This is a genomic window from Erythrobacter litoralis, assembly GCF_001719165.1.
GTDB lineage: Bacteria > Pseudomonadota > Alphaproteobacteria > Sphingomonadales > Sphingomonadaceae > Erythrobacter > Erythrobacter litoralis.
Genome location: NZ_CP017057.1, coordinates 1,908,977 through 1,932,832 on the forward strand (window position 1 = coordinate 1,908,977; position 23,856 = coordinate 1,932,832).

Annotated in this window: 18 protein-coding genes; 7 read left to right on the forward strand and 11 right to left on the reverse strand. The window is 65.5% G+C overall.

The genetic code is table 11. The features are described from left to right. Nucleotides 1-50 precede the first annotated feature (50 nt). Nucleotides 51-623, reverse strand: a complete 573-nt coding sequence (locus Ga0102493_RS09130) for a LemA family protein (protein ID WP_051697585.1) — start codon at nt 621-623, stop codon at nt 51-53. A 76-nt stretch (nt 624-699) separates the two neighbouring features. Between Ga0102493_RS09130 and Ga0102493_RS09135 the strand changes: the two genes are divergently transcribed. Beyond that, entirely contained in the window at nt 700-1,746 is a 1,047-nt protein-coding gene (locus Ga0102493_RS09135; RefSeq protein ID WP_051697583.1) for a DUF3137 domain-containing protein, read from the forward strand. 4 nt (nt 1,747-1,750) lie between these two features. On the opposite strand, the gene Ga0102493_RS09140 is transcribed toward Ga0102493_RS09135, so the two are convergent. Then, nucleotides 1,751-2,941, reverse strand: coding sequence for a carboxynorspermidine decarboxylase (locus Ga0102493_RS09140; RefSeq protein WP_034901013.1), 1,191 nt, complete (start codon nt 2,939-2,941; stop codon nt 1,751-1,753). Between the two features lie 10 nt (nt 2,942-2,951). Continuing rightward, a complete protein-coding gene (locus Ga0102493_RS09145) occupies nt 2,952-4,163 on the reverse strand; it encodes a saccharopine dehydrogenase family protein (RefSeq protein WP_034901011.1) in 1,212 nt (403 codons plus the stop codon). Nucleotides 4,164-4,225: 62 nt separating this feature from the next. Here Ga0102493_RS09145 and Ga0102493_RS09150 point away from each other — a divergent pair, with 62 nt between their 5' ends. The 5 genes from Ga0102493_RS09150 (at nt 4,226) to Ga0102493_RS09170 (ending at nt 8,169) form a co-directional block, all read left to right on the forward strand. Continuing rightward, nucleotides 4,226-5,182 (forward strand): threonine ammonia-lyase, encoded by a 957-nt coding sequence (locus tag Ga0102493_RS09150; RefSeq protein WP_034901008.1) that lies wholly within the window; start codon nt 4,226-4,228, stop codon nt 5,180-5,182. A gap of 109 nt (nt 5,183-5,291) precedes the next feature. Continuing rightward, on the forward strand, nt 5,292-6,506 hold the full coding sequence (locus tag Ga0102493_RS09155; RefSeq protein WP_034901003.1) for a BtaA family protein: 1,215 nt from the start codon (nt 5,292-5,294) through the stop codon (nt 6,504-6,506). Continuing rightward, nucleotides 6,506-7,156 carry a class I SAM-dependent methyltransferase gene (locus tag Ga0102493_RS09160; RefSeq protein ID WP_034901001.1) on the forward strand — a complete coding sequence of 217 codons (651 nt, stop codon included), beginning with the start codon at nt 6,506-6,508 and terminating at the stop codon, nt 7,154-7,156. The genes Ga0102493_RS09155 and Ga0102493_RS09160 overlap by 1 nt, the downstream gene beginning before the upstream one ends. An 81-nt stretch (nt 7,157-7,237) precedes the next feature. After that, nucleotides 7,238-7,687, forward strand: a complete 450-nt coding sequence (locus Ga0102493_RS09165; RefSeq protein ID WP_034900999.1) for an MAPEG family protein — start codon at nt 7,238-7,240, stop codon at nt 7,685-7,687. Between the two features lie 11 nt (nt 7,688-7,698). Then, complete coding sequence (locus Ga0102493_RS09170) at nt 7,699-8,169, forward strand: MAPEG family protein (RefSeq protein ID WP_236922193.1); 471 nt, start codon at nt 7,699-7,701, stop codon at nt 8,167-8,169. Nucleotides 8,170-8,186: 17 nt separating this feature from the next. Here the strand turns inward: Ga0102493_RS09170 and trxB are convergent, their stop codons facing one another. After that, nucleotides 8,187-9,167, reverse strand: a complete 981-nt coding sequence (trxB, locus tag Ga0102493_RS09175; protein ID WP_034900997.1) for a thioredoxin-disulfide reductase — start codon at nt 9,165-9,167, stop codon at nt 8,187-8,189. A gap of 55 nt (nt 9,168-9,222) precedes the next feature. Beyond that, the gene (locus Ga0102493_RS09180; protein ID WP_051697581.1) at nt 9,223-10,026 is read right to left on the reverse strand and encodes a tyrosine-protein phosphatase; all 804 of its coding nucleotides are present in this window, start codon (nt 10,024-10,026) and stop codon (nt 9,223-9,225) included. Nucleotides 10,027-10,237: 211 nt separating this feature from the next. Between Ga0102493_RS09180 and Ga0102493_RS09185 the strand changes: the two genes are divergently transcribed. Then, nucleotides 10,238-10,726 (forward strand): response regulator transcription factor, encoded by a 489-nt coding sequence (locus Ga0102493_RS09185; RefSeq protein ID WP_051697579.1) that lies wholly within the window; start codon nt 10,238-10,240, stop codon nt 10,724-10,726. Nucleotides 10,727-10,752: 26 nt separating this feature from the next. Here Ga0102493_RS09185 and Ga0102493_RS09190 read toward each other — a convergent pair whose 3' ends face one another. The 6 genes from Ga0102493_RS09190 to Ga0102493_RS09215 form a co-directional block, all read right to left on the reverse strand. After that, the gene (locus Ga0102493_RS09190) at nt 10,753-12,171 is read right to left on the reverse strand and encodes an alpha,alpha-trehalose-phosphate synthase (UDP-forming) (RefSeq protein ID WP_034900994.1); all 1,419 of its coding nucleotides are present in this window, start codon (nt 12,169-12,171) and stop codon (nt 10,753-10,755) included. Continuing rightward, nucleotides 12,168-13,973 carry a glycoside hydrolase family 15 protein gene (locus tag Ga0102493_RS09195; protein WP_034900992.1) on the reverse strand — a complete coding sequence of 602 codons (1,806 nt, stop codon included), beginning with the start codon at nt 13,971-13,973 and terminating at the stop codon, nt 12,168-12,170. The genes Ga0102493_RS09190 and Ga0102493_RS09195 overlap by 4 nt, the downstream gene beginning before the upstream one ends. 16 nt (nt 13,974-13,989) lie before the next feature. Then, nucleotides 13,990-14,733 (reverse strand): trehalose-phosphatase, encoded by a 744-nt coding sequence (otsB, locus tag Ga0102493_RS09200; RefSeq protein ID WP_034900990.1) that lies wholly within the window; start codon nt 14,731-14,733, stop codon nt 13,990-13,992. A gap of 65 nt (nt 14,734-14,798) precedes the next feature. Continuing rightward, a complete protein-coding gene (locus Ga0102493_RS09205) occupies nt 14,799-16,478 on the reverse strand; it encodes an acyl-CoA dehydrogenase family protein (protein ID WP_051697577.1) in 1,680 nt (559 codons plus the stop codon). Nucleotides 16,479-16,531: 53 nt separating this feature from the next. After that, nucleotides 16,532-18,652 (reverse strand): proprotein convertase P-domain-containing protein, encoded by a 2,121-nt coding sequence (locus tag Ga0102493_RS09210; protein WP_081845522.1) that lies wholly within the window; start codon nt 18,650-18,652, stop codon nt 16,532-16,534. Continuing rightward, nucleotides 18,649-23,790, reverse strand: a complete 5,142-nt coding sequence (locus Ga0102493_RS09215) for a hypothetical protein (protein WP_236922336.1) — start codon at nt 23,788-23,790, stop codon at nt 18,649-18,651. Before Ga0102493_RS09215 ends, Ga0102493_RS09210 begins: the two co-directional genes overlap by 4 nt. Nucleotides 23,791-23,856 lie beyond the last annotated feature (66 nt).

Here is a 23,856-nt window from a genome sequence, read left to right on the forward strand (position 1 = left end):
GCGAAGTTCCGTATGGATGCGCGCTGTCGGCGGACCGTGCCGCCTGTTCGTCAGAACGAGATCGCGGGGACCTGGTCGACCGTACCCTTCTCGCTGTCGTCGAGGCGGTTGAAATCGGCCTCGTTGAAACCGAGAGCGCCCGCAAACAGCACTGCGGGGAAGGATTCGCGCGCCGAATTGAACCGCGCGACCGCCGCGTTCAGCGCCCGGCGGGCAGCGGCGAGCTTGTCCTCCACGTCGGCGAGTTCGCGCTGCAATTCCTGGAAATTGGCGCTCGCCTTGAGGTCGGGATAGGCCTCGCCCAGCGCAAGCAGGTTGTCGAGCGCAATGCGCAATCCCTGTTCGCTCGCGGTGTTCGGGCCGCTCCGGGCGGCACGGTTGCGCGCGTCGACCACCGCCTCGAGGGTGGAGGATTCGTGCCCCGCATAACCCTTCACCGTCTCGACGAGATTGGGGATGAGATCGTGGCGCTGGCGCAATTGCGCGTCGATATCGGCGACGCCCTGCCGGACATTCTGCCGCAGCGAGACGAGATTGTTGTAGATGCCGATGACCAGCAGCAATGCCGCAACCGCGATCACGAGAATCGCCGAAGTCCAGAACCAGCCAAGAATATCGACCATTTGCTCACCCCTCCTTTACCGGGCCGCCGTTATGTTAGCCGCAATTGGTTAAGGGAAAGCGGCAGGAAAGCGGACAATGCGCGCGGACGTGAACGGCCTGATGCAGGGCGAACTCGGGGACTGGCTCGCCGGCCAGGCCGAGGTGCGCTTCGCTGCGAAAAAGCAGGCGATCGACCGCTGGACATGGGGGGTCGCTCTCATGATGCCGACCATGGCCTTCGTCTGGTTCGCCCCGTGGTTCGACGGCTGGCGCTTCATGCTGTTCGCCGCCGGGATGATGGGCATGTCGTGGTGGGGCTATCTCCCGATCGCGAAGGCGAAGAGGTCGATCAAGATCGGAATCAATTCGGGCATCGCGAAAAGCCTCGGCATTACCTACGAACACGATGTCGAGCCGGGGGCCGAATTCGCGGCGGCCAAACGCTACGGCCTGGTGCCGCGCCATGACAGGGACAGCTTCGAGGATCACTGGCACGGATCGCTCGAAGGCCACGAATTCGGGCTCTACGAAGCGCATCTTGAAGTGCGGCGCGGATCGGGCAAGAACCGTCGCTGGGAGACAGTGTTCCGCGGCGTGATCGTGCGCATGCGTTTCGGGCGCGATTTCGGCTCGTCCACGCTGCTCCAGCGCGCCGGGAGGCACAAGACCTGGTTCGGGCTTGGCGGGAAGAAGAACAGCGTCGATTTCGGCGGCCATGCCCTTGCCTATGTCGATCAGGTCCATCCCGCCTTCGAGGACGTGTTCGACCTCTATTCCGACGACGCGGTCGAAGCGCGCGTGCTGGTCCACCCGGCCTATGTCGAACACCTCGTCGCGCTGGAGAAGGCGTTCCACGGCAAGGCCGTGCGCGCCCTGTTCGCTAAAGGCGAGGTGATCGTGGCGGTCGAGCAGCGCGAGAACCTGTTCGAAAGCGGATCGATGGACCCGGAAAAGGACCGGCTTCTGGCCGAGGAGACTGCCGACCAGTTCGCGGCGCTGGCCCGGCTTGCCCTGTCGATCAATCAGAACGAGCGCGGCCGTGTAATCGCGAACGAGACGCGACCCACCCCATTGCCCCGCGAGGATGCAGCCCAATTCGCCAAGCGCCGCGCCGGCGGCGGCTTCGGTCGCAAGGGGCTCTGACCCTTCAGCTCAGGCGATTCCGGAAATCCTCGTATTCGAAGCGCCTGACGCATTCGAGCGCGTCGGTCTCGCTGTCCCACAGCCAGATGCTCGGCAGGGCGACCCCGTTGAAGGTGTTGGTCTTGACCATCGAATAATGCGCCTGGTCGAGAAACGCGAAGCGCGCGCCGGGCTCTGCGGGGACCGGTAGGCGGTAGTCGCCGATGACATCGCCGGCGAGGCAGGACGGCCCGCCGAGCCGGATCGGGATGCTGTCGTCAGTGAGTTCGTTCAGCATGGCGGGGCGATAGGGCGCCTCGATCACGTCGGGCATGTGGCAGGTGGCCGACACGTCGGCGACGCCGATCGGCACCTCGTTGAAGCCGGTATCGAGCAGGGTTCCGACGAGGATTCCCGCATCGAGCGCGACCGCCTCGCCCGGCTCTATGATGATTTCAGCGCCCGTATCCGCGGCGGCGTCCTTGAGGAATTCGACCAGTTCCTCGCGCTCGTAATCGGCGCGCGTGATGTGGTGGCCGCCGCCCATGTTGATCCATTTGAGCTGGCCAAACCAAGGCTCGATCGCGTCGAACACCCGGTCCCATGTCCGCGCGAGCGGCTCAAAGCTCTGCTCGCACAGATTGTGGAAATGAATGCCCTCGACGCCCTCCATGTGCTCTTCGGTCAGCTGGTCGAGCGGGAAGCCGAGCCGCGAGCCGGGCGAAGACGGGTCGTAGCGCGGCACCTCCCCCGTCGCGACCTGCGGATTGATGCGCAGGCCGACCGACACATCGCCCCCGGTCGCCGCCGCCTGGTCGAGGATCAGAGCGGCGCGGCGCATCTGGCCGGGCGAATTGAAGATGACATGGTCTGAGAGGCGACAGACCTCCTCAAGCTCGTCGGGCTTGAAGGCGGCGGAATAGGTCGCGATTTCGCCGTCATAGAATTCGCTCGCGAGCCGCGCTTCCCAGAGGCCTGAAGTGGATACGCCGTCGAGATATTCGCCGATGATAGGCGCGGTCGACCACATCGAGAACGCCTTCAACGCGGCGAACACCTTGATGCACGCCCCGTCCGCGCTTGCCGCATCGCGAATGTCGGCGAGGACCTGGCAATTGGCGCGCAGCTTCGCCGCGTCGACGACGAAGGCGGGGCTGTCGACGCGCGAAAGGTCGAAATGGGCGAAGGCGCCCGGATCGCCGGCCTTGGTTTCCATCTTGGGTTCCTCAGAAATCCACCGGCCCGGAAAGCTCCTTCACCTGCCACGGCAGGCCATGCGCGTTGAGCATTTCCATGAAGGGATCGGGGTCCATCTCCTCCATGTTGAACACGCCCTCCCCGCGCCACTGACCGCTCACCATCATCGCCGCGCCGATCATCGCAGGCACGCCGGTCGTGTAGGAGACCGCCTGGTTGCCGGTTTCCTCATAGGCGGCTTCGTGGCTGCAGATGTTGTTGATGTAGAACGTCTTCTCGCCCGATCCGTCGATCGCCTCACCGGTCGCGATCACGCCGATGTTCGTGTTGCCCTTGGTCGTCTCGCCCAATGTTTCGGGCTTGGGAAGGACAGCGGCGAGGAATTGCAGCGGGATGATCTCCTTGCCCTGATACTTGACGGGATCGATCCGAGTCATGCCGACATTCTGCAGCACGGTCAGGTGCTTGATGTATTCATCGCCAAAGGTCATCCAGAAGCGCGCGCGCTCGATTTCCGGATTGAATTTCGTGATGCTCTCGAGCTCCTCGTGATACATCATGTAGGCGGCTTTCGTCCCCACCGCCTCGAAGTCGAACTGAGTCCGGGTGGTCATCGCCGGGGTTTCGACCCATTCGCCGTTTTCCCAATGGCGCGCAGGCGCGGTGACTTCGCGGATGTTGATTTCCGGATTGAAATTGGTCGCGAAGGCCTGGCCGTGATCGCCGCCATTGCAGTCGAGAATGTCGAGCTGGCGGATCGATTTGAGGCGATGCTTCTTCAGCCACATGGTGAACACGCTGGTCACGCCCGGATCGAAACCGGAACCGAGCAGCGCCATCAGCCCCGCCTCCTTGAATCGGTCGTGATAGGCCCATTGCCACTTGTATTCGAACTTGGCCTCGTCCTTGGGTTCGTAATTGGCCGTGTCGAGATAGTCGACGCCCGCTTCGAGGCAGGCATCCATGATCGGCAGGTCCTGGTACGGCAGCGCGAGATTGACGACGAGCGACGGCTTAACCTTGCGGATGAGATTGACCATCGCCGGGACTTCCTCGGCGTCGATCTCGTAGGTCGCGACATCCACCCCAGTGCGCTGCTTCACGCTGGCGGCGATCGCGTCGCATTTGGAACGGGTGCGGCTGGCAAGGTGGATATCGGTGAAGATGTGCTTGTTCATCGCCATCTTGTGGACGCAGACCGAGCTGACCCCGCCCGCTCCGATTACCAAGACTGTCGACATGTTGGTGCCCTTTCGAATTCGAATCTTGCGCGTGCCTTAGTCGAATGCGCTAGGGGGGACAAATGATCCGCAATGATCCCGAACCGAGCGGCGAAGGCGTCATGCTCGCCTTTCAGGAATGGCAGGAACTGGGCCTTTCCGCGACGCCCCTGCTTCCGGCCGAGATCGCGGGCGTGCGCGTCCATCTGAAGTGCGAGAATCTGCAACCGATCGGCGCGTTCAAGAACAGGGGCGCGTGGTGGGCGCTGAGCCATGTCGATGGCGAAAACGTCGTCGCGGTCTCGTCCGGGAATCACGCGCAGGGCGTCGCATGGGCGGCGCGCGAGATGGGCAAGCGCGCAACCATCGTGATGCCGCGCGATGCGCCGCGGGTGAAACTCGACAACACGCGCGCGCTGGGGGCGGAGATCGTTCTCTACGACCGGCCCGGCGAGGACCGCGACGAGGTCGCCGCACGGGTAATCGAGCAGCGCGGCGGCACACTCGTCCATGCGTTCGGCGATCCCCGCGTGATCGAGGGACAGGGCACGGCAGGGCTGGAAGCACAGGCACAGCTTCGGAGCCGGACCGGACGCAGGCCTTCGCGGTTCATCGTGTGCTGCGGTGGCGGAGGGCTGGCTGCGGGGCTCGCCCTCGCCTGCCCCAATACGGCCATCCACGTGGTCGAACCGGAAGGCTGGGACATGGTCGGGCAGGCCATCGCACGCGGAGAGATCGTCCATGCCTCTCCGGATGCACCCGCGACGATCTGCGACGCGCTCCAGCCGACCGCGACCAAGCCGGTGAACCTGGCGGTCTTGCATGGCCGCGCCGAGCCGGGCGTCACCGTCACCGACGACGAGGTGCGAGCAGCGCAGCGCTGGGCCTTCTCCAACCTGCGCCTCGTCGTCGAACCGGGCGGCGCGGCGGCGCTTGCGGCGGCGCTCGCGGGCAAGGTTCCGCTGGACGAAGAGACCGTGATAATGCTCACCGGCGGCAATGCTGATCCCGATCGCTTCGCCCGGATGCTCGCAAGCTAGGACGAAACGATCGCACGCTTCTGGCAAGAGGCTGTGGATACAGTCACATTGGCGACACGCAGCGGCAATATGACCGCGCTCTGACGCAACCCAAAGGACGGGCACGAACATGGCAGCTCAGGCAAAGCGGATCATCGAAGACGCGGTGGTGCGCAAGGACGCGAAGGTCGGGGACAAACTCCTCGACAAGGCCTTCGCGCTGGCGTTCAAGGGGCTGGTCTATGCCCAGATCTGGGAAGACCCGGTGGTCGACATGGAGGGGCTGGAGATAGGCCCCGACACTCGCCTGATGTGCATTGCGAGCGGAAGCTGCAACGCGCTGTCCTATCTCACCGCTGGCCCTGCGCAGGTCACCGCGGTCGATCTCAACCGGGCGCACGTGGCCTTGGGCCAGCTCAAGATCACGGCGATCCGGCACCTGCCCAATTACGAGCGTTTCCACCGCTTCTTCGCCCATGCCGACCACAAGGAAAACGCGCAGGTCTATCGCACGATGATCGCCCCGCATCTCGATGCGGAATCGCGCAAGTACTGGGAAAAGCGCGACATTCGCGGGCGGCGGCGGATCAGCTATTTCACCCGCGGGCTCTACCGCAAGGGACTGCTCGGCAATTTCATCGGCCTTGCCCACCTATTCGCCAAGCTTTACAAGATCGATCTGTCGAAAGTGCTCGAGGCCGAGACGCTGGAGGAACAGCGCGAGGTTTTCGAGCGTGAACTGGCGCCGGTCTTCGACAAGAAATTCGTGCGCTGGCTCACCAGCCAGCCCGCCTCGCTGTTCGGCCTCGGCATCCCGCCCGCCCAGTTCGAACATCTCGCAGGCGACGAACGCATGGCCGAGGTCCTGCGGCGCCGGCTCGAAAAGCTCGCCTGCGATTTCGAGATCAAAGACAATTACTTCGCCTGGCAGGCCTTCGCACGTGGCTATGACCGTTCCGAAAGCGCGCCGCTGCCGCCCTATCTCCAGCGTGCCAACTGGGAGACCATGCGCGAGCGGGTCGACCGGATCGACGTCGTCAACGCCAACATGGTCCACTGGATCGGTGATCAGGCGGAGGCGAGCCTCGACCGCTTCGTGCTGCTCGATGCGCAGGACTGGATGAACAACGCCCAGCTCGATGACCTGTGGGGCCGCATCACCCGCGCCAGCCGTCCCGGTGCGCGGGTCCTGTTCCGCACCGCCGCCGAGCCGAGCCTGCTGCCCGGCTGCCTCGACGATGCGATCCTGTCGAAGTGGCGGTACCTCGAGGAGCAATCGGCCGACCTCACCCGGCGCGACCGGTCCTCGATCTATGGCGGCGTGCACCTTTACGAGCTCGCCTGATGGCGCAGGCACAAGGTACCGGCCATGCGGCGCTGATGGACAGCGTCTATCGCGGCCAGCGCCACATCTATGACCTGACGCGCAAGTACTACCTTTTCGGGCGCGACACCCTGATCGACGGGCTGGCAGCCCGCCCCGGCATGCGTGTGCTCGAAATCGCCTGTGGAACCGGGCGCAACCTTGCAAAGGTCAAGGCGAAATGGCCGGGCGTGCGCCTCTACGGGCTCGATATTTCGGAAGAGATGCTCAAGAACGCGCGCAAGGCTCTCGGCCCCGAGGCGCGCCTGGGACAGGGCGATGCTTGCGCCTTCGATCCGGCCTCATTGTTCGGCGAGGCGGCGCAGGGTTTCGACCGCATTGTCCTGTCCTATTCGCTTTCCATGATCCCGGACTGGGAAGGCGCGTTGGACCATGCCGCTTCGCATCTGGCGCCCGGGGGCGAGCTTCACGTGGTCGATTTCGGCGACCTGTCGGGCCTGCCCGGCCCGCTCGAAAAGGGACTCCACGCCTGGCTCGCGAAGTTCCACGTCGAGACCCGCCACACCCTGCCCGAGGCCGCCCGGCAGGTCGCGGCAGCGCGCGGCCTGACGCACCGGCAGACCCGCGGCAGGCTCGGCTATTTCCAGTTGCATGTCCTTGCCGCGCGATAGGGCGGTCCGATCGGTTGAATTGACAATCCCCGGCCGCTTCAGCAGGTGTCGGACCAATACGGATCAACAGGGGATCAGTTGATGCAGGCCCAGATTCTCGCGCCCGCCGCCATGCTGATGGTGTGGACACTCATCGTCATGCTGTGGATCATTCCGTCGCGTTTCGGCGCGATCGCCAGGGTGGAAGACAAGTCCACCCTGCCGCGAAAACAGGGCGTGCGCGGGGCCGATCTCGAAGGGGTGATTCCCGACAGGGCGAACTGGCCGGCGCACAACCACACGCATCTCCACGAACAGCCGACGCTTTTCTATGCAACCGTCCTGATCCTCGCAGTCATGGGACCAGCGGCGCTCGATGTGACGCTGGCGTGGATCTATTTGGGCCTGCGGGTCATCCATTCGCTCTGGCAGATTCTCGTAAACACGATCCCCGTGCGGTTCGGCCTGTTCCTCGCTTCGAGCATCGCGCTCATCGTGCTTGCGGTGCGAGCGGTCATGGCGACCGCCTTCGCCGATCCGACCGCGATCTGAGGAGCGGGAAAATGCGCGACCAGATCATCCTTTCGGGCATGGCGATCCTGCAACCGGCGGTCGCGCTGATGGTGTGGACCATGGTGATGTGGGCGTGGATGTACGCCACCCGCCTGCCCGCGATGCAAAAGGCGAAGGTCGATCCCGACAGCCTCGCCAGCGATCCCGACGCCTCGCTCGACCGGCTGCTGCCGCGCGAGGTCCAGTGGAAGGCGCATAATTACAATCACCTCCACGAAGCGCCGACGCTGTTCTATGCGGTCGCGATCGTGCTCGCCTATGTCGGGCACGGCGAAGGTATCAACGTGACGCTTGCCTGGGCCTATGTCGCGCTGCGTGTCGTCCACAGCCTGGTGCAGGCGACGGTTAACCGGGTCGCGGTGCGTTTCGCACTGTTCGCCCTGTCGAGCCTCGTCCTTGCCGCGCTGATCGCGCAGGCGGCGGTGGTCGTGTTCGGCCTCGCGGATCAGGCGGGCGGCTGAATCGGAGCGAGCCGGCCCTACTCGGCAGCTTCGGCCGCTGCCTCTTCGTTGCGCGCAGCTTCGAGCGTGGCGAGGAACCGTTCCCCATCGAGCGCCGCCATGCAGCCCATCCCCGCCGCCGTCACGGCCTGGCGATAGACGTGGTCGCACACGTCACCGGCCGCGAAGACGCCGGGGATCGCGGTCTTGGGCGTGCCCGGCTCGACTTCGAGATAGCCGCTCGCGTCCATCGGCAGCTTGCCCTTGAACAGCTCGGTCGCGGGCGCATGGCCGATCGCGACGAAGGCGCCGTCGACCTCCAGCGTCGAAGTCTCGCCCGTCACCGTGTCCTCGAGAACGAGGTGGTGCAGCGCGCCGTTTTCCCCCGCCTCGAAGCTCTTGACCACCTTGTTCCACAGCGCCCTCGTCTTCGGGCTCTTGAAGAAGCGGTCCTGGAGGATCTTCTCCGCGCGCAGGTCCTCGCGGCGGTGGATCAGGGTCACATCGTCGGAATGGTTGGTGAGGTAGAGCGCTTCCTCGACCGCGGTGTTGCCGCCACCGATCACCGCGACCTTCTTGCCGCGATAGAAGAAGCCGTCGCAGGTCGCGCAGGCCGACACGCCCTTGCCGCCCAGCTCCTGTTCGCCCGGAACGCCGAGCCATTTCGCCTGCGCGCCGGTGCAGATGACGAGCGTGTCGCCGATATATTCATCGCCCGAATCGTCGATCGCGCGGAAGGGCGGGCCGTTTTCGAGATCGACCGAAACGATCGTGTCCCACATCATGCGCGTGCCGACATGTTCGGCCTGCGCCTGCATTTCCTCCATCAGCCACGGGCCCTGCACGACCTCGCGAAAGCCGGGATAATTCTCGACATCGGTGGTGATGGTCAGCTGCCCGCCGGGCTGAAGGCCCTGCACCACGATCGGTTCCAGCATGGCCCGCGCGGCATAGATTGCGCAGGAATAGCCGGCCGGGCCGGAGCCGATGATGAGCATCTTGGTGCGGTGGGTAGCCATGGATCGTCTCTTTCGGTGTCAGTCGCGCGGCATATGGGAGCCAAGGGCCCTTTTGTCACGCCAGCAGGCGCTCTCGCAGCTGGGCCTTCTTTTTCGGGTCCACGCCCAGCGTCAGGGAGAGGTATGTGTCGAGCGAGCCGGAGATGCGCTCCACCTCGCGGAAATAGGTTTCGATATAATCGGGCAGCACGCCCATCAGATTGGTCATGGCCCCGGGATCGATGCTGGCATAGTGCTTCTCCATGCGCGGGAGCGACTGCCGCTCGAGGACTTCGCGGGTAGGCGCATCATTGGTGCGCAGATATTCGCCGACCACGTCGTCGCGGTGTGCGCCCAGGACGTGGAGAAGCAGGCTCGCCGCGATCCCGGTGCGGTCCTTGCCCGCGAAACAATGGACGAGGCTCGCCCCTTCACGGGTCGCGAGGGCATCGAAATAGCGCGAGAAGATGTCGATCATCGCCGGGTTGACCGGCATGCGGGTATAGACCGCCATCATCCGCTCGCGCGCGGTTTCGGCGGTCATGTCGATCGCGCCCCCGCCTCCTTCGTGAGGGGGGGAATTGCTCGTCTCCCCGTCATAGGCGATCACGTGCGCATCGAACTGGGCGTGGCGGCGGCAGGGAAAGCGGGTCCGCTCCGACGTTCCTCGAAGGTCGATCACGGTCCGGATGCCGAGCCGCTGGATGGTCTCGAGATCGCTGTCCGATGCCTCCATGTGCTGCCCCGAGCGGAACAGCACGCCGCTTTTCACCCGAGCCCCGTCGGCGCAGCGATAGCCGCCATAGTCGCGCAGGTTGTGGATACCCTCAGTCGGGAGAAAGGGGTCGTCCGGCGGATTGTGCAGGAGGTCGCGAATCATTGCCCGAACAGGGTGACAGGCGAGCGCGGGCGCGGCAAGCCGCCCGGAGCGCGCGGCGCGCGCCCTTACACAGGCGTGCATGGCACGCCACCGCGCAGCCTCGCGCAGGGCCCTTAGGTATTGATCCCCATGCACCGGCCAATCCCCGCTTGATCGCGTCGTTGATAGATCATTCGCCCGCGGGCATCGCTCCAATTCCAAAGGCTTGAAATTGGCCCATATTCTTATTGCCGATGACGACGAACTGATCGCCGAGATCCTGACGGATGCCTTCGCCGCCGCCGGTCATCCGAGCCATGTCGTCGCCAGCGCCGAGGCGGCCTGGGAAAGCGTCCATATGTGGCGCCCGGATATCGTCGTGCTCGACCAGGACATGCCGGGGATGCCGGGACTTGCGTTCCTCGCCAAGCTTCGCGCCTCGCCGCTGTTCTACGATCTGCCGGTGGTCATGCTGACCGCGATGCGGGCCGATTGCGAAAGGGGTGTCGACGAAGACTCCGCGATGGAGGCGGGCGCGCAGGATTTCATCCGCAAGCCCTTCGTGCCCGAAGCGCTCGTCACCCGGATCGAAGCCGCGCTCCAACGCGGCGTGGCGCCGGTCTCGGTTGCGGCGGTTTACGAGGAGATCGCCTGCCCGGAGGATATTCTCGAAAGCGCGTCGTACTGGCAGCGATACCTACCTGCCACGCGCCGCGCCTGACCCATGGCCGGTTCTGCCCGTCGCGATCAATCCGCGGCGAGATCGTCGCAGAAACGTGCGGTCCAGGCCTGCACATTGTCGTCGCGCACGGTTCCGATCATCGCCTCGTAGCGGCTTTTGCGCTCCTCGAGCGGCATGTCGAGCGCCCTCGCGATCGCGCTCGCGACGGCGTCGGGGCTGTGCGGATTGACGAGGACCGCGCCGCGAGCCGTTCCGTCATCGTCCTCACACCCCAGTTGCAGGGCGGAGCCGGCAAATTCGGACAGGATCAGTACCCCTGGATTCTCCGGGTCCTGCGCCGCGACATATTCCTTGGCCACCAGGTTCATCCCGTCGCGCAAGGGGGTGACAAGGCCGATCTTGGCCGCACGGAAGAAACCGTAGAGCTCGGCATGGCTGTAGCCGCGATTGACGTAGCGGATCGGCACGATGTCGACTTCGCTGCGCGCTCCGTTGATTTGCCCGGTCTTCTGTTCGAGCACCTGGCGGATCTGCTGGTAGCTCTTCACGTCCTCGCGGCTGGGCGGGGCGATCTGGATGAAGACGAGGTCGCGCGTGCGGTCAGGGTGCTGGTCGAAGAAGCGGCCGATCCCGTCGATCCTTTCGGGCAGGCCCTTGGAATAATCGAGCCGGTCGACCCCGATCATCCCGGTGCGGTGGCGGGTCGATGCGAGCAGGCGCTGTTCGGCCTGTCGCGCCTCGCCGGTTTCGCCCTGGGCCTGGAAATGGTCCCAGTCGATCCCGATCGGATAGGCCCGGGCGATCACTTCGCGCCCCTCGAAGCGGATCGTTCCCGTGCACTTGTCGACGCTCGCGCCAAGCTCGGTCTCGCAGTAGTGGACGAAGCTCGACAGCCATTCGCGGGTCTGAAATCCGATCAGGTCATAGGCCAGCATCGTGCGCACCAGCCGCTCATGATAGGGCAGCGAGGTCAAAAGGCGCGTCGGCGGCCAGGGCGTGTGAAGGAAAAACCCGATCCGGTTCTTGGCCCCGCGCTCGCGCAGCCGGTCGCCCAGCGGGATGAGGTGGTAATCGTGCACCCAGACGAGATCGTCCGCATCGATCAGCGGCATGACGCTGGTCGCGAAACGCTCGTTCACGCGTTCATAGCCCTCGCCCGTACGCTGCTCGAAGCGGGCAAGATCAATGCGGTAATGGAACAGCGGCCACAGCGTCTCATTGGCATAGCCGTTGTAATATTCGCCCAGTTCGCGGGTCGTGAGGTCGATCGTCGCGGTCGTGACGTCCTCGGCGCGGTGGAGATGGACATTGTCAGCCGGATCGTCGTCGACTTCGCCCGACCATCCGAACCACACCCCGCCCCGCTCGCCGAGAGCGGAATTGAGCGCTCCGGCAAGGCCGCCCTGCGCCCCGGCGGCCCCGCGCGCCTTGGGCACCGCGACGCGGTTCGATATGACGACTAGCCTCTGGCCTTCCGCGTTCACCTCACCTCGCTCCAGGGTTTCGAAAGAAGCCCTGCACAATTGATCACCCCTACCAGCGAGTAGGTCTGCGGGAAGTTCCCCCACAATTCGCCCGTTTCGTAATCGAGATCCTCGCTCAAAAGGCCCGATTTCGTCGTATGGCTGAGCATGGTGCAGAACAGGGTGCGCGCCTCCTCGTCGCGGCCGGCGAGATGGAGCGCCTCGATCAGCCAGAAGGTGCAGACGTTGAAGGCGGTCTCGGGCGCGCCGAAATCGTCCTCGGCGTCATAGCGCAGCATGTGATCGCCGCGCCGCAGGTGCTGTTCGATCGCGGCAAAGGTCTGCTGGAAACGTTCGTTATCGGGCGAAAGGAAGCGCAGTTCGACCATCTGCAGCAGGCTCGCATCGAGATAGTCGCTCTCGAAGCTCGCGCCGTAATGGCTGGCCCCGAACTGGCTCTTTCCATTGTCCTTCCACGCGCGTTCCTCGATCGCGGCGCGGATGCTCTCGGCCCGCTCGCGCCACACTTTCGCGCGGTCGGCCTTGCCGAGATGCGCCGCGACATTGGCGAGCCGGTCGCAGGCCGCCCAGCACATCACTGCGGAATAGGTGTGGACCTCTGTCCGGGTGCGGAATTCCCACAGCCCCGCATCGGGCTGATCGTGCATCGCCCAGGCCATCTTGCCGACCTGTTCGAGATTTTCGAAATCATGCTCTGTCGCCGGACGCAGCAGGCGGTGATCGAAAAAACCCTGCGCGATCGGCAGCACGATCTGGCCATAGCAATCGTGCTGGATCTGGGTGTAGGCTGCGTTCCCGCGCCTGACGGGCCCCATGCTGCGATACCCCTCGAGCGCTTGGGCCGTGCCCTCGTCGAGTTCGCTTTCGCCCATCACCGAATAGAGTGGCTGTATCTGCCCCCCACGCGAGGAATCGACGATGTTGCGCAGATAGCGCAGGTATTTCTCCATCACGTCCAGGGCGCCCAGCCGGTTCAGCGCCTGCACGGTGTAATAGGAATCGCGGATCCAGCAGTAGCGGTAGTCCCAGTTGCGCTCCGAATGCGGCGCTTCGGGAATCGACGTGGTGAGCGCGGCGACGATCGCGCCGGTTTCCTCGTGCTGGCACAGCTTGAGCGTGATCGCGCAGCGGATCACTTCCTGCTGCCATTCGAGCGGGATCGCCAGCATCCGGGTCCAGCGCTGCCAGTACTTGCGGCTGCGCTGTTCCATCGCCCGCACGTCCTCGCGCAGGTTTCCGCCGAAAGGCTCGTCTGGGCCAAGGAAGAAATGGGTGTCCTCCTCGATCCGGAAGCTGCGCCCTTCGAGGATGTAGCCGACCGGCGCATCGGTCGACAGGCGCAGCGCCTGATCGCCGACGAGATAGCGGATGTGGTTCGTCCCGTTGGTCGTTTCGGCGGGCCGAGCGCCGTAATCGCGCATGGGTTTGAGCACCACGCGCACCCGCGGATTGCCCCTGACCGGGCGCACGATGCGGACCCAGGCGACCGGGCGATACATCCGGCCCGAACGTTCGTAGCGGGGACAGAAATCGAGGATCTCGATCGCGTCGCCGTTCTTCGATTCGAGCGTGGTGACGAGATGCGGCGTGTTGCGGATATATTCCTGCCGCGCCGAGCATTGCCCCTCGAGTTCGAAGCGCCAGATGCCCTCGCTGCGCTCCTTGCCGTCAAGCAGCGAACAGAAGATCGGATCGCCGTCGACCCGCGGCACGCATCCCCACACGAGCGCGCCGGTCTCGTCGATCAGGCCGGAGACCTGGCAATTGCCGATCGGCCACAGTTCGAGATTCGGTTCCGCCATGCTCACTGTCCCCCTCTCAAAGTCCGAGCCAGGCGTGAACCGCGGGAACGCCGGCGAGGCGATAGGTCGCCGCGGTCGGTTCGCGCTCGCCGACGATTATACCGGCCCCGCCGAGCGCCTCGCAGGCCTCGAAACCCGCTTCGTCGGTGAGATCGTCGCCGATGAAGAACGGTCGCGCGCCCGCGAAGGGATCGGCCTGCATGAACGCCTCGACCGCGCCGCCCTTGCTCGCCCCGCGCGCGACCAGCTCGACCACGTCCTTGCCGCCCTGCACCTTCCAGCCATGCCTGTCGGCGAGGTCGCTCGCAAAGGCGTGCGCATTCTCGCCGCGTTCGGGCACGGACCGGTAATGCAGTGCGCCGCCATGGGGCTTGGCTTCGTAGGAAAGGCCCTCGCGTTCGGCATAACCCCTCAGCGCGGTGGAGATTTCTTCGGGCAGTCCCGCCGGCCCTTCTCCCAGCGCATCGCCCGATGCGGTACGGATATCGGTGCCATGCGATCCGGCGGCGGCAACATCGAGCGCGCCGATATGCCGCTCGATATCGGCAATCGCGCGCCCGCTGATCACCGCGAGCCGCCCGTCGAGCCGCCCGGCGAGCGCGCCGAGCGCTGCAGCCAGCCCCGCACGGGGTTCGATCGCGTCAGGTCCGGGCGCGATCTCGACCAGCGTGCCGTCGAAATCGAGGAAAATCGCGGTCGGGCCGTCGTCCAGCAGGTCGGCGAGCCGGGGTGGAGAGCGCTGTGCGAGACCGGAATTCATGGGCCTCGTGCATAAAGGCTTCGCCCCGAGCGTCAACAAAAGCGCGGGGCCGTCACAATGCCGCCTCAGGCGCTTTGCCGGACAGGTTCGGCCTCGCGCGGCGGCGCCTGCGCCGCGAGCAGGCCGCGCGCGATAACCTGCGCCTGGATTTCGGCCGCACCCTCGAAGATGTTGAGAATGCGCGCATCGCACAGCACCCGGCTGATTGGATATTCGAGCGCGTAGCCATTCCCGCCATGGATCTGCACCGCATTATCGGCGGCGCTCCAGGCGGTGCGCGCGGCGAGAAGTTTCGCCATGCCCGCCTCGATGTCGCAGCGCGCACCCCGGTCCTTGGCCCGCGCGGCGTAATAGGTAAGCTCGCGGCTCATCACGGTTTCCGTCGCCATCATAGCGAGCTTGTCTGCCACGCGCGGGAAGGCGGTCAGCGGTTCGCTGAACTGCCTGCGACCCATCGCGTAATCGAGCGCCAGGTCGAAAGCGTTCCACGCAACGCCGACGGCGCGCGCGGCGGTCTGGATGCGCGCCCCCTCGAACGTGCGCATGAGCTGTTTGAAGCCCTGCCCCTCGGCACCGCCTAGCAGGCCGTCCCCGGCGACCGCGAAACCGTCGAAGCCGAGCGCATATTCCTTCATCCCGCGATAGCCGAGCACTTCGATCTCGCTCCCGTCGATGCCGGGGTCGGGGAACGGATCGGCGTCACTCCCACGCGTCTTTGCGGCGAGGAACATCGAGAGCCCCTTGTACCCCGGGGCGTCGGGATCGGTTCGGGCAATCAGCGTCATGAGATCAGCGCGCGCGGCGTGGGTGATCCATGTCTTCGCCCCGTCGACCCGCCAGGTCCCGTCCGCCTGCCGCCGCGCGCGGGTACGCACGCTCGCAAGGTCGGAGCCGGTGTCGGGCTCGGTAAAGACCGCGGTCGGCAGAACCGAACCGTCGGCGATGCGCGGCAGCCAGTGCGCCTTCTGCGCCTCGGTCCCGTTCTCGCCGATCAGCTCGCCCGCGATTTCCGAGCGCGTACCCAGCGACCCCGCGCAGATCCACCCGCGCGAAAGCTCTTCCGAAACCACCGACATGGCGAGCTTGCCGAGACCGAGCCCGCCGTACTTTTCGTCGATGCACACGCCGAACACCCCAAGCTGCGCCATTTCAGCGATCACCTCGGCCGGGATCAGCGCATCGGCGAGATGCCAGCCATGGGCATGGGGCGCGATGCGGTCGGCGGTAAAGGCGCGGAACTGCGCCCGCACGAGGTCGAGCGTTTCGTCGCCCAGGCCCTCATCGGGGCGCGCGCCTTCGGCCAGCAGGGCGGCGAATTCGGCACGGGTTTCAGGGGTGTTGCCGTCTTTCAGAAAACGCGCGACCGCCGGATCGCTCGCCATGGCAGCCGCCTCGACCGAGACGCCCAACGCCTGCTGGCGCACGATCTCGCCCGCGCTCATCGGCACCCCGGAGACGAGCTGAACGCAATATTCGCCGAAACCGATGCGCAGCGTGAGCTCTTCCACGCGTCCGAAATGCCCCTGCGAGCGGGCCCGCTTCGCCCAGTCCACCGTCGCCTCGAGAGCGGCCGTGGTCGCGGCGATCCAGGCGAAGCCATGGACTGCGTGCTGCTCGAGGGTGACAAGGTCCGCATCAACATGCCCCCCCGGCGCCACCCGTTCGTGGACCCGCAATCGCACGGTTTCCGCAAAATCCCGCGCCGCCGCAGCGGCATCGTTCGCACATTCGATCCAGTCGCTCATGAGTTCATCAGCTAGCAGAGCCGGCGGGCGGTTGGCACTCCCTTTTGCGCGAACTATTCCACCATGAATCGAACGGTCAGCGTGAACGACTGCCCGCCGGCGAAGGCTCCCCCGGGGCGGACCCTGAAATCGGTAATCCCGGTATCGCAGCCATCCCCGTCGGCGCTTGGCGCATAGGACCAGGACGACCCGTCATCGCTCGAGAATTCGAGATCGTCGCCCGTCTGCGCAAGGCCTGAGAAGCTGTAGGAAAGTCCCGATGCCCCGCCGCTGTCGGCGAAGATGACCGGACCTGCCGAACGCGCCATCAGGCACATCTTGGCATCGGCCGGGCCGTTGTCGATCACCACGACACTGTCCGCATCGGCCGGATCGGTCCCGGTATTGGCGACAGTGATGAGATATTCGACCATCGCACCGGGGATCGCCTTGGGATTGGTGGTGCCGTTGACCGGATCGGACAGCACCGAACTCACCTTGCTGACCGAAAGCCGGGCAAAGGGATTGCACACGGCAATGTCATGGATCGCGATCGCCTGCTGGCCGGGGTCGCCCGGCGCGGTGTTCGTATTGCCGTAGCGGATCACGATCGTGTCGACCGCCTGGTTGAAGGTGACGACGGCATTGCCCAGCGCCTCGTCGGTGTCGGAGCCGCCGTCGCCGGTTATGACATTGCCACTGACGAAATTGGCGTTGCCGTTTGTAAGCGTGGGCAGAACCGAGCTTCCTGCGAGCTGCCCGATGACGGTGACATTGTCGGCGAACTGGCCGCCGAAGAAGTCGATGTCGAAGATGTTGAACTGGATTCCGGTAAAGGCGCGCGGCAGCGTGATCACAAGCTCCACCTCGCCCGCAAGGTTCGCCTGGTCGGCAAGCATGACGAGGCTCCCCTCGGGCACTGAAAGCCCGCCGGTAAAGGCATCGTCGACGGTCGGCGACTGACCTCCGAAAGTCGGGTTGTTTAGAAACACGCCGTCATTGCTCAGTGCAAAGGCGATCGTGCCGAACGATCCGAAGGCGTATGAATTGCTCAGGCTGCCCGGCGTCCAGCCGGCGATCGTGTCCCAGTCGAAAATGGCCGATCCGGCCGGGCAGGACAGCATCGGCGGGACCCCGGGCGCGCGCCCGCTCTGCACGGTGAAGCTCGAGACAGCGTAGTCGTCCTCCGAAGTGAGCGCGTTGCCGGGCGTGGAATCGATGTCGATCACCGAACTTGCCGTGATTTCCGCGGTGTTCGTGACAAGGCTTCCCGCTCCCGCGGCAATCGTGCCCGAAAGGGTCAGGAGCGCGCTCTGCCCCGGGGCAAGCGTTCCCACCGTCCAGTCGCCCGTCACCGCATTGAAACTGCCATCCCCGCTCGCGCTGGCGAAGGCGAAGCCGCCCGGCAGGGTGTCGCGCACGACGATCCCGCTCGCCGATACGGGCGAGCCGGCCGCGTTGGTCACGGTCAGCCGCCACGTCGCGGTCCCGCCCGAGACCGGCGGCGCACCAAGAAGCGACTTGGTCAGTGAAAGGTCGGCGAAATCGTCCGGCAGCGAGGTCAGCCGCAGTTCGGCGTAACGAAAGCGTCCGTCATCCGCGCCCGGGAAGACGTCGCACACCTCCATCCGCCACGTCCCCGCGCTGGACACGCCGATGAAAGCGGCGAGCGGCGAATTCGGGCTGAACGTGTTGGCAAAGGGCGGCGGGTTGGTGGTCGACTGGTTTCCGGTCGGATCGGTCGAATTGACCTCCACCACAGCGTCATCGTCGAGCAGGGCATTGAGATTGTTGCCGCTCGTGGAAGTGGCATCCCCGTCGACCAGTTGAACCCGGGTGCCATCGGGCGCCTCGAGAGTGACGCGGATGTCCCCGCGCCAGGAATGGCGGGCGAAAAAGCCGAAATCGACATCGCCGACGATGAAGCTGTCGGTGACGGAGAAAGTCCGCACGAGCGGCGAACTGCAGGGCGTGTCCTCGTTGAGCGCGGCGTTGTCGTTCACTGAATAGGTGAACACGGCCTGCGCCATTACGGGCTGCGCGAACGCCATGCAAAGGGCCACCACCAGGATACGCAGCGCGCCCCTGACGAGCATTTCGATACGGCGTTGCCAGCCCTCCCGGTCCATTCGCCCGGCATAGGAGGACATGGTAAACGCCCGGTTTACCTCGTTGGCGCCGCTCCCCCGCTTCATCGCCGCCCCCCGATGCCGAGAGCGTTGCCGAGCGAGGCGAAGAGATCGTTGTCGAACTTCATTCGCACCGCCGCGAACACGCCCTTGTCGGTGTTGCGAGCGGCGGCGAAATCGCCGTCGCGAAAGCCGTCGACATTGTAGCCCACGGTGAGCAGCATGCCTTCCACCGGCGAGAAACCGATCGTCGGACCATAGGCGAAATCGGTCACTTCGTCTTCGATGTTGGTCCGCACGCTCGCGCTCGCGCCGAGCTCGAAACTTTCACCGAGTCCGATCCGCGCATCGAGCCCCGCGATCAGCGTCGTGCCTGAAAATTCGGTCTCCTCGAAGCGGTCGAAATTGTAGCGCGCGCCCAGGAACAGCGTGTATTCGTCGCGGCGGACCTGTTGACGCAGGCCGCTTTCATCCGCTTCCCAGCCGCGCGGCGACCAGTTGGTCGAAACGCTCCCGACAAGCCTGCGCGTCACCGAGTTCCCGTCCACCACAAGGGCGGTGCGCCCGGCCGCCCCCGCCTGCCCGGCCACCGCATCCTCGATCGCGTCGCTGCGGAATTCGAGCTTGCCGAGCATGGCAACTTCGGACGCATCGGGACGATGGGCGAAGGCGATGCTGGCATCGAAGATCTCGCTCGACGCGCCATTGCGGGTTTCAGCCATGGTCCAGGTTGCGCCCGAACCGACGATGCTGCCCGCGCCCAGCTGGCGGATCGCGCCGAAGGTCACGCCCATCCGGTCGGCCTGTTCGCCGTCGCGGTATTCGCCGCGCGCGACGAGGCTCCAGCGATCCTTGCGCCATGCCCCGCCAAAAGTGACGGCGGTGAAATCCTCGAATTGCTGCCCCCCGGTAAGCTGCCCCCCGCTTGCCGCGGGCTGGAGCGGATTGACCAGATCGCTCGTATCCGGCGCGCCGTTCAGCGTCCGGTTGCCGTCGAGAGTCGCATCCAGCGTCAGTTCGGGCGTCACCTGCAGCGTCTGCGAAAGGCCGAAGGCGGCAAAGGAGCGCACGCCGAGCTCGCCGATGGTCTGTTGTCCGATGGACGTAACGACCTGGCCGCCGCGCCACGGGGTCGTCTCGATCCCGCCGAGTAGCTGGCGCGAATCGATATTCGCTCCGTCGGCGATTTCGTAAGTTCCCACGATCCTGACATCCTGGGTGATGGCATAGCGCACGCCCACCCGGTGGCGGGCGGGCAGATCGATGCTTTCCGCGTCGTCCAGCGCAATGGCGGTCGCGGCCGACAGTTCGAGCCGGTTATCCATCAGGCGCTGCGTCGCGCCGGCTTCGAGCACAGTCGACGTGTTGTTCGTCCCGTCGGCAAGCCGGTCGTCGAAATGGGTGATGCCGATGCGCAGATCGGTCGAACGCCGCGTCAGGTTGATCTGCCCCTGGGCGGCGCGGCGCCGGCTGGCATCGATCAGGCTGTCATCCTGCCACATGCTTGAGAGCAGGGTAAGATCCTCGGCCAGCCGCACGCGCCCGTCGAGACCGACCTTGCGGCGACCGACCTCGGCCCCGTTCTGCTGGCCGACGCCGTAATCGGCCTCGACCTCGCGGGCGTAGGCGAGCAGGTCGAGGCTGCCGGTCTGGTGCTGGGCTTCGATCAGCCAGCCCGTGGCATTGTCGCCCTCGCGGCGGCTGACGCCGAGTTCGGCGCGCACTTCCGTGCCGGTCCCGATCCGGGCGAGCACATCGAGCGCGCCGATATCGGTCCGCGCTTCGCCCGTCGCGCCCGACCCCGCATCGCTGATCGCGCTCGCACCGATCCGCACGCTCCCGTCCGCGCTCGTCCAATCGGCGCGAAGCCCCGCATTGAGCCTCGCCTCGCCCTGCCCGGCGGTCTCGTATTCGATCACGATGAACTGCGGATTGAGATTTTCGTCGCGGCTCAGGATCGGTTCGCGAAAAGTGATCGTGCCCGAAAGGAGGTCGATGTCGTAATCGATGAAGCGCGACAGTTCGGTCTCCGAAACAATCAGTTCAGAACGGAACCTGTCACGGACCTGCAGCACGACGCGCTCCGAATTGGGAAGTATCCGGCGGCTGCCGATTTCATAGGGGCCGGTGATGCCCTGGCCCTGGATTTCCTCGCGGCGCAGGAGGCTCGCGATTTCGGCGGCAAAGCCCTGCGCCTTCACCTGACCTAGCCGCGCCTCACCCTTCACGCCGGTCGCGGTGCGGTTGTAGCGGGCGAGCCGAGTCTGGTTGAACGCGGTCTGGAAATCTCCGTAGAGGGCATAGAAGGTCAAGGTCTCGATACGAACATAGAGCTTCTCGCGGCTCGCCGCATCGAACCGGCGCGCGGAGGCATCGGCGAAAACGGTGTAATAGGCCTGCGGGTCGAGCGTGCCGAGCAGGCGCTGGTCCTCGCGCTGCTTGGCGCTGTCATAGGCGAGCGTCAGCAGATATTTCCCAAGCACCCTGCCCTTAGCATAAAGCGCCACACGGGCGTTGTCGCCAAGGTCGCTGTCGAAACGCCCGCTGCGCTCCATGTTGTCCGCCACCGAGCGCGCACCGGCCGTGCCTTCGGCAAGGCCGACGATGGTCCATTCGATGTCGCCCGGTTCGATCCAGGCCTCGAGCTCCTGCCGGCGCGCGATCTCGCCATCGTCGAAGGTGAAATCGAGCTGCAGCGACCCGCTCACCATCGTGGGCGCGAGTTCGATTCGCGCGATCCCGTCATCGCCTTCGACCACCCAGCGCGCCTGGCCCGGCGCGATGCCGGTGAGCTGGTTCAATTGCTGGCGGTCGAGCTGATCGGCGCTTTCATAGGGCGCATTGAGAGTGAAATTGCCCGATACGCCTTCGCGCAAGGGGCGGTTGTTGCGGTCGAGCACCCGCACCGCGACGACCGGACGCGTGCGGCCGTCGGCGACAAGGCTGCTTTGCCCGGGCACCAGTTCGACCCGCGCGGGCCGCGTGGTGAAGAAGACTTCGCGGGTGAAGCTCTTGGACGGCATCCCGAAGGAATTGATGATCTGCGCCTCGAGCACGGTGCGCTCGTTGACCAGCGGCACGCCGCGCCACAGGCTGACCGCATACTTCCCGCTTTCGGGCGTCTCGGTCCCGTCGAAGGAGAGCGGGTCGACGTCCTTGCCGTCGATCTTGAGGACGACCTTCTGACCGCGCCGGTGACGCACGGCGACGCGGATCGCGGGCGCGCGCGGATTGGCGTCGACGGCGGGGGCAAGAAAGCCGTCCTCCCCGTCGCCCAGAGCGAGCCATTTGTCGCCCGGATCGGAGGCGGCGGCTGCAGCGATCTCGGGCCCGGTCGGGACAGGTTCGCCGCTTTCCGCGCCCTCGCCGCGCACACGCGCGACCAGCTCGACCGGGGGAGCGGTTTCCTCGATCGATCCAGCGGGCAGAACCGCGTGGAAATCGGCCACGACAAGGCTGCCGCCCTGCCCGATGGCAAAGCGCGAGGAGGCGCTGCCGGCGTTACGCGTCGAGCCGATGCAATCGACCAGCTTCGCGCCCTCGGGCAGTGTCATGCGCGAGACGGCGACGACGTGCGTGCCGGGCACGACGCCTTCGAAATGGTAGCGCCCGTCGGCATCGGTCACGGCGAAGCTGCCGTCCTCGAGCATCACGCGAACCCCTGGCATTCCGCGCCTTTCCCGATCGGTGAGAGTGCACTCGCCTGCGGTGACCCGGCCGATGATGGTCATGCGATCGGCGATCGTCTCGCGCTCGATATCCACCGCGGCGCTGGCTCGCGCGATGCGGCCGAGCGCGTCTTCGACCTTCGCTGCGTTGACCGCCCGGCCCGGAGGCGCATCGGGCCTGACACTGACCGCGTAGACGATCCGCGCCGTCTCACCCCCGGCAAGATCGCCGAGCGCGATGGTGAGAGCGCTTCCATCGGGCGCGAAACCGACCGCGTCCTCTCGCGCTTCGCCGTTGATCCGCACGCTGCCTGCCCGCAGTCTCAGCCAGCGCGAGGGCGTGTCCGTGACGACGACATCACGCTTGATCCGAGAGGGGTCCGCATTGCGCACATTGAGCGTGTAGAACACGACGTCGCCCGGCATCGCCCGCTGGCGCGAAGCGGTCTTCGTGAGAGCGAGTTCGAGGCTCGGCGCGTCGAGCGGAATGTCGACCTCGAGAGCGCTTTCATTGCCGAGCGCGAAAGCTGCTCCGTAGGAAGCTTCGCTCACCGCGAAACTGCCTCCGCCGGGCCGCGTGAGCCGGGCGATCAGGTCCGGCGGCACCGCCGAGGGCGCGGCATAGGGTGCGGGCGGCTCGACCTCGATGCGGTATCGTCCCGGCTCGGTAAGCGGAAACCAGAATTCCCCCGGCCCCATTTGCGTCACCCGTCCCGCCCCATCGGCAAGCGGGGCGCCGGAAACGACGCTCGAGGGCCAGGGCGTGACGCCATCAGACGCGAAGACGGTCGCGGGCTGCCCGGTCGCATCATCGATCAGCGTGACGCGGGCGCCATCCACCGGCTCGCCCGTCTCGCTGTCGAAGACCACGCCGAACGGATCGGCCAGAACCGTCAGAGCCGTGCTAACGAAGACCGTTTCCGACCCGGAAAGCAGGGCCGCGATCTCGATTTCGGTACCATCCTCGATCGAAAGACGGCAATCGCCCGCGATCGGTGCGGGCGGCATCCGCCGCGTTTCGATCTGCCCCACGAAGACACCCGTGTCGGGCCCGGTTTCGAAGACGACCACGCGCTCGGTATCGCCGCTTGAGGTGGTTATGGTGACATCGATCTGTTCGACGGCGCCGGAGTCGGTGTTGGCAGCGCTGGCGCGCACTTCGAAGAACAGGTCCTGCCCGGCTCGCAGCACTTGTGTCTGTTCGACCTGAACGCTGAGCGGAGCGGCATTCCCGCTCGCCACGCCCGAGCCGACGCTCGAGGCGTCCTGTGCGCCCTCTCCCGCGACATTGCAGACCGGCGTTCGGAACGTGAGTTCCACGGCGCTTCCCGAGGAGTCGCGAAAGGCGCGGATTTCAGGAGGCGACAGGGTGACTTCGACGGTCACCTCATTGCTTTGCGTGCCTGCCGTAACGCCGCGAATGCGCCAGTTGGCTTCAGCGATATTGGTTACGGTCCGGATCGTCTCGGCGGTTTCGCCGCCAGCGCGATCCTGCGCGCGTGTCCCCTCTCCGGGCACGACGAATGGCAGCAGCACCAATGCGAGTGCTGCTGCCAGACGCCTCAGAGAGGGGACACCACGCAAAGTCTAGGTCCGGATCGG